The organism is Streptomyces sp. NRRL F-6676 (assembly GCF_000725625.1).
In the GTDB taxonomy this organism is placed as follows: domain Bacteria; phylum Actinomycetota; class Actinomycetes; order Streptomycetales; family Streptomycetaceae; genus Streptomyces.
The window spans coordinates 1-6,767 of record NZ_JOHS01000098.1; the positions used below are offsets into that span (position 1 = coordinate 1).

7 protein-coding genes are annotated in these 6,767 nt (G+C 70.3%); 5 read left to right on the forward strand and 2 right to left on the reverse strand.

Annotated elements, in window-relative coordinates:
• Positions 1-43: 43 nt before the first annotated feature.
• Complete coding sequence (mshA, locus tag IO29_RS30845) at positions 44-1,414, forward strand: D-inositol-3-phosphate glycosyltransferase (RefSeq protein ID WP_063738933.1); 1,371 nt, start codon at positions 44-46, stop codon at positions 1,412-1,414.
• Positions 1,407-1,922: a type III secretion system chaperone family protein gene (locus IO29_RS30850; protein ID WP_030383441.1), complete on the forward strand. Its 516-nt coding sequence runs from the start codon at positions 1,407-1,409 to the stop codon at positions 1,920-1,922. Before mshA ends, IO29_RS30850 begins: the two co-directional genes overlap by 8 nt.
• Before the next feature lie 9 nt (positions 1,923-1,931).
• Here the strand turns inward: IO29_RS30850 and IO29_RS30855 are convergent, their stop codons facing one another.
• Positions 1,932-2,810 carry a helix-turn-helix transcriptional regulator gene (locus IO29_RS30855; RefSeq protein ID WP_234307712.1) on the reverse strand — a complete coding sequence of 293 codons (879 nt, stop codon included), beginning with the start codon at positions 2,808-2,810 and terminating at the stop codon, positions 1,932-1,934.
• Between IO29_RS30855 and IO29_RS30860 the strand changes: the two genes are divergently transcribed.
• From IO29_RS30860 to IO29_RS30875, 3 genes are all read left to right on the forward strand, one after another.
• Positions 2,809-3,357 carry a DUF2000 family protein gene (locus IO29_RS30860; protein ID WP_199806982.1) on the forward strand — a complete coding sequence of 183 codons (549 nt, stop codon included), beginning with the start codon at positions 2,809-2,811 and terminating at the stop codon, positions 3,355-3,357. The two genes, IO29_RS30855 and IO29_RS30860, sit on opposite strands and share 2 nt — an antisense overlap.
• 360 nt (positions 3,358-3,717) lie before the next feature.
• Positions 3,718-4,224, forward strand: coding sequence for a lamin tail domain-containing protein (locus tag IO29_RS30865; protein WP_051708040.1), 507 nt, complete (start codon positions 3,718-3,720; stop codon positions 4,222-4,224).
• An 853-nt stretch (positions 4,225-5,077) separates the two neighbouring features.
• Positions 5,078-5,569, forward strand: coding sequence for a hypothetical protein (locus IO29_RS30875; RefSeq protein ID WP_051708041.1), 492 nt, complete (start codon positions 5,078-5,080; stop codon positions 5,567-5,569).
• A gap of 49 nt (positions 5,570-5,618) precedes the next feature.
• Here IO29_RS30875 and IO29_RS37350 read toward each other — a convergent pair whose 3' ends face one another.
• Complete coding sequence (locus tag IO29_RS37350) at positions 5,619-5,912, reverse strand: hypothetical protein (protein ID WP_078618596.1); 294 nt, start codon at positions 5,910-5,912, stop codon at positions 5,619-5,621.
• Positions 5,913-6,767: the final 855 nt, after the last annotated feature.

Here is a 6,767-nt window from a genome sequence, read left to right on the forward strand (position 1 = left end):
GCGTACGCCCCCCACCCGCCCGCCGCAAGGAGGAAGCGCCACCGTGAGCCAGTACATCAGCAGGCTCGGGCGTCGATCGGCAGCCACCCCCTCCCCGCGCCTGCGCATGTCCCGCCGCCCCCGCCGCGTCGCCATGCTCTCCGTGCACACCTCCCCCCTGCACCAGCCCGGCACTGGCGACGCCGGCGGCATGAACGTCTACATCGTGGAGCTGGCCCAGCGCCTCGCCGACCTCAACATCCAGGTCGAGATCTTCACCCGTTCCACCACCGCCTCCGTGGCCCCCACCGTCGAACTCTGCCCCGGTGTCCTCGTCCGGCACATCGACGCCGGCCCCTACGAGGGCCTCGCCAAGGAGGACCTCCCCGCCCAGCTCTGCGCCTTCACGCACGGCGTGATGCAGGCGTGGGCCGGCCACCGCCCCGGCCACTACGACCTGGTCCACTCGCACTACTGGCTCTCCGGCCACGTCGGCTGGCTCGCCGCCCAGCGCTGGGGCGTCCCCCTCGTGCACGCCATGCACACCATGGCCAAGGTCAAGAACGCCAGCCTCGCCGCCGGGGACACCCCCGAGCCCGCCGCCCGCGTCATCGGCGAGACCCAGGTCGTACGCGCCGCCGACCGCCTCATCGCCAACACCGACGAGGAGGCCGGCGAACTCGTCCGCCACTACGACGCCGACCCCGCACGGGTCGCCGTCGTCCACCCCGGGGTCAACCTGGAACGGTTCCGCCCCGCGGACGGCCGCGCCGCCGCCCGGGCCCGGCTCGGCCTGCCCCAGGACGCGCTCGTGCCCCTCTTCGCGGGACGCATCCAGCCCCTCAAGGCCCCCGACATACTCCTGCGCGCGGTCGCCGTCCTCCTCGACCAGCGCCCCGAGCTGCGCTCCCGCATCGTCGTCCCCATAGTGGGCGGCCCCAGCGGCAGCGGCCTGGCGAAGCCCGAGGGTTTGCAGAAACTCGCCGCCCGGCTCGGCATCGCCGACGTCGTACGGTTCCGGCCGCCCGTCGGGCAGGAGCAGCTGGCCGACTGGTTCCGGGCCGCCTCCGTCCTGGTGATGCCCTCCTACAGCGAGTCGTTCGGACTCGTCGCCATAGAGGCGCAGGCGGCCGGCACGCCGGTGCTCGCCGCCGCCGTCGGGGGGCTGCCCGTCGCCGTGCGGGACCGATGTACGGGCTTCCTGGTCGACGGCCACGATCCCGCCGCCTACGCGCGCGTGCTGCGCGATTTCGCCGACACGCCGGCCCTGACCGACACCATGGGCGACGCCGCCGCCCGGCACGCCCGCTGCTTCGGCTGGGACGCGGCCGCCGCCGCCACCGCCGAGGTCTACACGGGGGCCGTCCACGACCACCGGCGCCGGATGCGTACGGCCGCCGCCGAGGCCCGTCGCGTACGCTCCCACCATGGCTGAGGCGGAGCGGGTGACACGTGCGGGCGAGGCCGTCGAGGCCGCCCTCAAGGACGCCGAACTGGAGTGGGAGAGCCCCGAGCCCGGCGCGTACGTCGTCAAGCTCCCCGGCACCCGGAAGCTGTCGACCACCCTCTCCCTGCGCCTCGGCCGGCACGCGCTCTCCCTGAACGCGTTCGTCGTCCGTCACCCCGACGAGAACGAGGCCGGCGTCCACCGCTGGCTCCTGGAGCGCAATCTGCGGCTGTACGGGGTCGCGTACGCCGTCGACCGCCTGGGGGACATCTATCTGGCGGGCAAGGTGCCGCTGGCCGCCGTCACCCCCGACGAGCTCGACCGCCTCCTCGGCTCCGTCCTGGAGGCGGCCGACGGCGATTTCAACACCCTTCTGGAGCTCGGTTTCGCCTCCGCGATCCGCAAGGAGTACGCGTGGCGGGTCTCGCGCGGGGAGTCCACGCGCAACCTGGAGGCGTTCACCCGCCTCACCCGGGACGCGGACGACGGCGTCTGAGAGCCGTTTTCAGCCCGTAGGACCGGCTTTGGCACCGAGGCGCGCGTACCGCCCCGGCGTGACCCCCACGAGCCGCCGGAAGTGCCGGGTCAGATGGGCCTGGTCGTAGAACCCGGCGGCGACCGCCGTGTCGGCCGGCCGCATCCCCCGCAGCAGCAGCCGCCGGGCCCGCTCGACCCGGCGCGACATCAGGTACTGGTGCGGCGCGATCCCGAAGCTGCGGCCGAACGCCCGTACGAGGTGGGCAGGGTGCGCGTGCACCAGCCGCGCCGCCTCCTCCAGCCCGACGCCCTCCACGAGCCGCGCGTCGAGCAGTTCGCGCAGTTGGTGGGCGACGCCGCGGTCCGGGGGCGGCACCTCGGGGCGCCGCCGGGGCCGCAGATGCCCGTACAGCCGTTCGGTGACGAGGGTCAGCCGGCTCTCCGCCTCGAACTCGTCGCCGGGCCGGGTCAGCGCGGTGTGCAGCTGTCCGATCCGGCCGCGCAGCAGCGGATCGCGCAGGTCGGGGCCGTCGACGGCCGCTCCCACCAAGCCCTCGTCGAGCACCGAGAGGTCGAGGTAGAGCACCCGTTTGCGGAAGCCGCGCTCGGTCACCGGTGCCCCGTTGTGCGGGACGTACGGCGGCAGCAGCGAGACCGTGTCGTGCGGGGTGCCGTGCTCGTGCCGGTCGAGGTCGTACCGTACGGCGCCGTCGTCCACGATCAACAGCGTCCAGGCGTCGTGGACGTGCATCGGGTAGGCGTACTCGGTGTAGTGGGCGTGGAAGACCTCCACGACGCCCGGTACGCGGGGGCGCCAGGCCGAGACCTCGCGGATCTTGCGACCTTCGCGAACCTCGCGAACCTCGCGGGCCTCGCGGGCTTCGCGAACCTCGCGTTGAGCGGCCATGCAAAAAACGTACAAGAACGGACCGCCCGCGCACCGGCAGTCTCACTCCATGAGCACCGAGAACACCGGAATCGCCCCTGTCGCCTCCGTCGCCCCTGTCGCCCCCGCCACCTCCGCCGTCTCCGGCGCCCCCACGCCCCGCTTCGACACGAAGATCGCCGTCCTGCTCCGTGACGACCTGGAGACGTGGCAGCGCCTGAACGTGACCGCGTTCCTGGTCAGCGGCCTGGGGACGCAGGTGCCCGAGGTGATCGGGGAGCCGTACGGGGACGCGGACGGGGTGGCGTACCTGCCGATGTTCCGTCAGCCGGTGCTGATCTTCGAGGGCACGAAGGAGACCCTGAAAGCGGCCCACACTCGCGCCCTGTCCCGCGCGCTGCCCCGGGCCCTGTTCACCCGCGACCTGTTCGCCACGGGCAACGACCACGACAACCGGGCGGCGGTGCGGGCTGTGCCGACCACGGACCTGGACCTCGTCGGCCTCGCGGTGTACGGCCCCCGCAACGCGGTCGACAAGACCTTCAAGGGCGCCCGTATGCACCCGTGAGCGCGGGTCTGCCGGACCCGCTCACGGTGATCGACCCGTTACCCACTTTCGGGTGACGGTACGAAGTCGGGCCGGGGTGGCGCGCCCCGGCGCACGGCCCCGGCCGGCCCAGGTTTCCGGCACCGAAACGGTCGTCGTGGCGTCAACCAGGCGCCGTCACCTCATAAATGGACGTTGCAGGCGAGCGTCACGGAAATGTGGACAAGGTGTAACACGCGATCCATGTCGGGTTCACACGGCGGACTTCGGGAGCAGTGTGGGGACGCGCGGCCGACCGGCCGCACCAGCACAGCGCATCGTTCCCGCCGCCCCTGCTTCGGGCCGCCGGCGGAACGTGCCCGCACCATGCAGGGGGAACCTGTGTCCGATTCCGCTCCCGCTCCCGTCCGCACCTCCGCTCGCGTTCCCGCCTCCTTCTCCTCCCGCCGTCTGGCGGCCGCCGTGCTCGCGGCGGGCGCCCTGATCGGCGCGGCGGCGCTGCCGGCGTCCGCTGCGGACCACGCGCGCCCGCAGCGCCAGCAGGTGCAGATCACCCACGTCAGGTTCGACGCCCCGGGCCGCGACGACCGCGACAACCGCACCCTCAACAAGGAGTGGGTGGAGATCACCAACCGCGGCCGTCACGGGATGAACCTGAACGGCTGGACGCTGTCCGACGAGAGCGGCCACACCTACACCTTCCACCACTACCGCCTGGACGGCCGGTCCACGGTGCGCGTCCACACCGGAAGGGGCCATGACACCCGGCGTGACGTCTACCAGGACCGCCGCCGCGAGGTCTGGGACAAGCGCGACACGGCGACCCTGCGCAACGACCGCGGCCACCGGGTCGACAGCGTCTCCTGGGGCCGCGGCCGCCACCACTGACGCGACGAGGGCCGGGCTCCGGCACGCATTCCGGCACGTATTCCGGCACGCATTCCGGCACGTATTCCGGCACGCATGAGGAAGCTCCCCGTCCGCGGTGACGCCGCCGACGGGGAGCTTCCGTGTGAGGGAAAGTCCTCGCGCGAGGAATCGCCACTCCCTGCCCCACACCGTTCGCACCGACGACCGGGGGCGGCTAGGGCCGGTGGTCGCCACGCAACGTCGGCAGACTGTTGTGCACGGCGACTGACCCGTAGGCAGACCGGTCACTCTGCGCCTGCACCCGCCGAGCCTGTTCGACAAGCAGCCCATCGACGTTCTCGGTAACCCTGCGCCCCCGCCGCAACAACGTGACCGACAGAAAAGCCACGAACACCACCATCAACCCGAACAACACACCAAGCTCAACCACGGGACCCCCGTCCTACGCACCCTCTTCCCTCACTCCCTACCCAACGATCACCCCGAAGAGCCCCAACACAACGGAGCCCCCCACCAGGCATGAACAGGCAGGAGGCGTCACGGTGCCAACGAACACTGGGCCCAAGAAAGCGCGAGGCGGGGTGACGAACACCAGCTTGGGGAGCTGCGGGCATTTGCGGCTGGCTTGGGGGTTGACCCGGGCGAGCGTCCGCGATCTGGCCTTAGTGAGCCCGGTTGCTTTCACCGTGCTTCCCTGCTGTTCCCCGCTCGATCTGGTGCGGTCGTGGTGCGCGCCACGGCCGCCGGTCGTTGCACGGCCTCGGAGGACTGCTGCCTGAAGAAGACGGTTGCTGTGGTTGCAGTACTCCACTGCTGTACAGGTCGCCGGCATGGCCCGGCGCTCCACATCGTGTCGCCTACTCTCTGGGCCATGGGTGACTCGGAGTCCTTTCGCGCAGCGGTCAGCGCGCGTGCGGCGGCCATGCTGGACAGCGGTACTTCGCCGTACGACCCGGCGTTGGAGATCTTGGGTCTTGCAAGTGGCGGGGCGCCGGTGGACAACGGTGACGAAGCCCTCTACTTGCTCGCACTCATCTGGGGCGAGCTGACCGATTGGGTCGAGCTTCGGCCTGAGGAAACGGATCAAGCCGAGACGCATATGGTCATTGCTGCCCGTGAGTGGCTGACCGTCGAGGGCGACCGAGAGGCAGAGGCCCAGTACCTCGACCGTTGGCTTCACGACATCCTCGGGTACGAGCGTCCGGCTCCCCCCACAGACGCAGTGAACGATCTTGAAGACCGTCGTCGTGGCAACCCGACCGTGGGGTCAAATCCCACCGCCTCCGCGCGCCGAGCAGTGAGAACGGCCCCTGACCAGGTCAATCGGTCCGGGGCCGTCGTGCTGCGCGCTGCCCGTGGATGACCGTCGGTCCCCGGTGCTTCCCGCCCGATCGGGCACGTCGGAGGCACGGTCAGTCTTCGGGGGGACTGGGCGCTGTGAGGTCGACCCATATCCACGGCTCGCGGTGCCATGCAGGCAACTCGCCAATGACCAGATCGATGGTCGCCTCTACCAGCGGCAGCTCCTGTGAGAGTCGCTTCACTCCCCGCTCGCTGTTGCGGCGAATCGTGTCCAGCGAAGCGCCCACGGGCTCGTATCCGTTGAGTTCTGCGATGAGACCCCATGGCTGGTGGCTGGTGATCGTTGCTTGGACAGTCTGGCCCTGCCGAAGCTCGCTGAGAGGGCGTCTCGATTCGCTTGCCATCTCGGAGCAGTAGAGAAAGTTGTAACTCAGTCGGTCGAATGAGGGCTGAAGGCGTATGCGCATGCGGGTAGTTGGGCATCTTGGCGGTCTGCGAATGGCAGGTAGGTCACTCCTGGCCCCTGGCGTCGTCCATCCGGGTTCGCATCATGCAGCACGTCTAGGCGAGTAGGTAGCAGTGCGCCTGGCGCATCATCCGTGTGGAGACCTCGGCGGTCACGATCCTGCTGAACGGGCCGCCCGGAGTTGTCCGGCACCTGACGGCCCAGAGACGGCGCCCAGAGACAGCAACAAGCCCCCTGCCAGCGGAGAACCCGCAGGCAGGGGGCTTGTTCGTGGGCGCTTACTTCTTCTGCCCTGGGTCTTGCCGGGGATCTTGGTGAGCTGGGTCTTCGCTGGTGAGAGGCGGTGCCCCTGCGTACGTGGTGGTCGCCGTCGGTCGTTGCCGGTCGCTGTTGAGCGCCCTCGGACGGCCCAGAGACGGCCCAGCATCGCCGCGCCCGACTGACGGCCGGCATCTTCGATGGGACCCTTCTGAACCTCAGCCGACGACAGTCAGCCATGACGGCGGGGGCGTCGACCGGTCAGGCGCGCGTGTGCCTCGCTGTACCCCCACCGGCCTCAGCCACGCTGCCAATGCCGTCGACCAGGGCGGGTTACGACGGCCGGGCCGCTACGACGATGCCTCAGCCATCAGCTTGGGAAGCTCGGGTGATCTAGGGACGATGGTCGACCTGACCTCGGAGTAGCGGCGTGATAAGAGCTCGTAACACGATCATGGTGAGACGCGGTCTACCTTGTTGGGGTGTCGTCCCTCGCTGTTACTGCTTCTTCGCACTCATCGGCGTCTGCCGCCAT

Excerpts from the sequence above, each read along its gene's own strand:
- IO29_RS37350 (WP_078618596.1), bottom strand. The coding sequence starts at position 5,912 with ATGGCAAGCGAATCGAGACGCCCTCTCAGCGAGCTTCGGCAGGGCCAG.
- IO29_RS30855 (WP_234307712.1), bottom strand. The coding sequence starts at position 2,810 with ATGGCCGCTCAACGCGAGGTTCGCGAAGCCCGCGAGGCCCGCGAGGTT.
- IO29_RS30875 (WP_051708041.1), top strand. The coding sequence starts at position 5,078 with ATGGGTGACTCGGAGTCCTTTCGCGCAGCGGTCAGCGCGCGTGCGGCG.
- IO29_RS30860 (WP_199806982.1), top strand. The coding sequence starts at position 2,809 with ATGCAAAAAACGTACAAGAACGGACCGCCCGCGCACCGGCAGTCTCAC.
- IO29_RS30850 (WP_030383441.1), top strand. The coding sequence starts at position 1,407 with ATGGCTGAGGCGGAGCGGGTGACACGTGCGGGCGAGGCCGTCGAGGCC.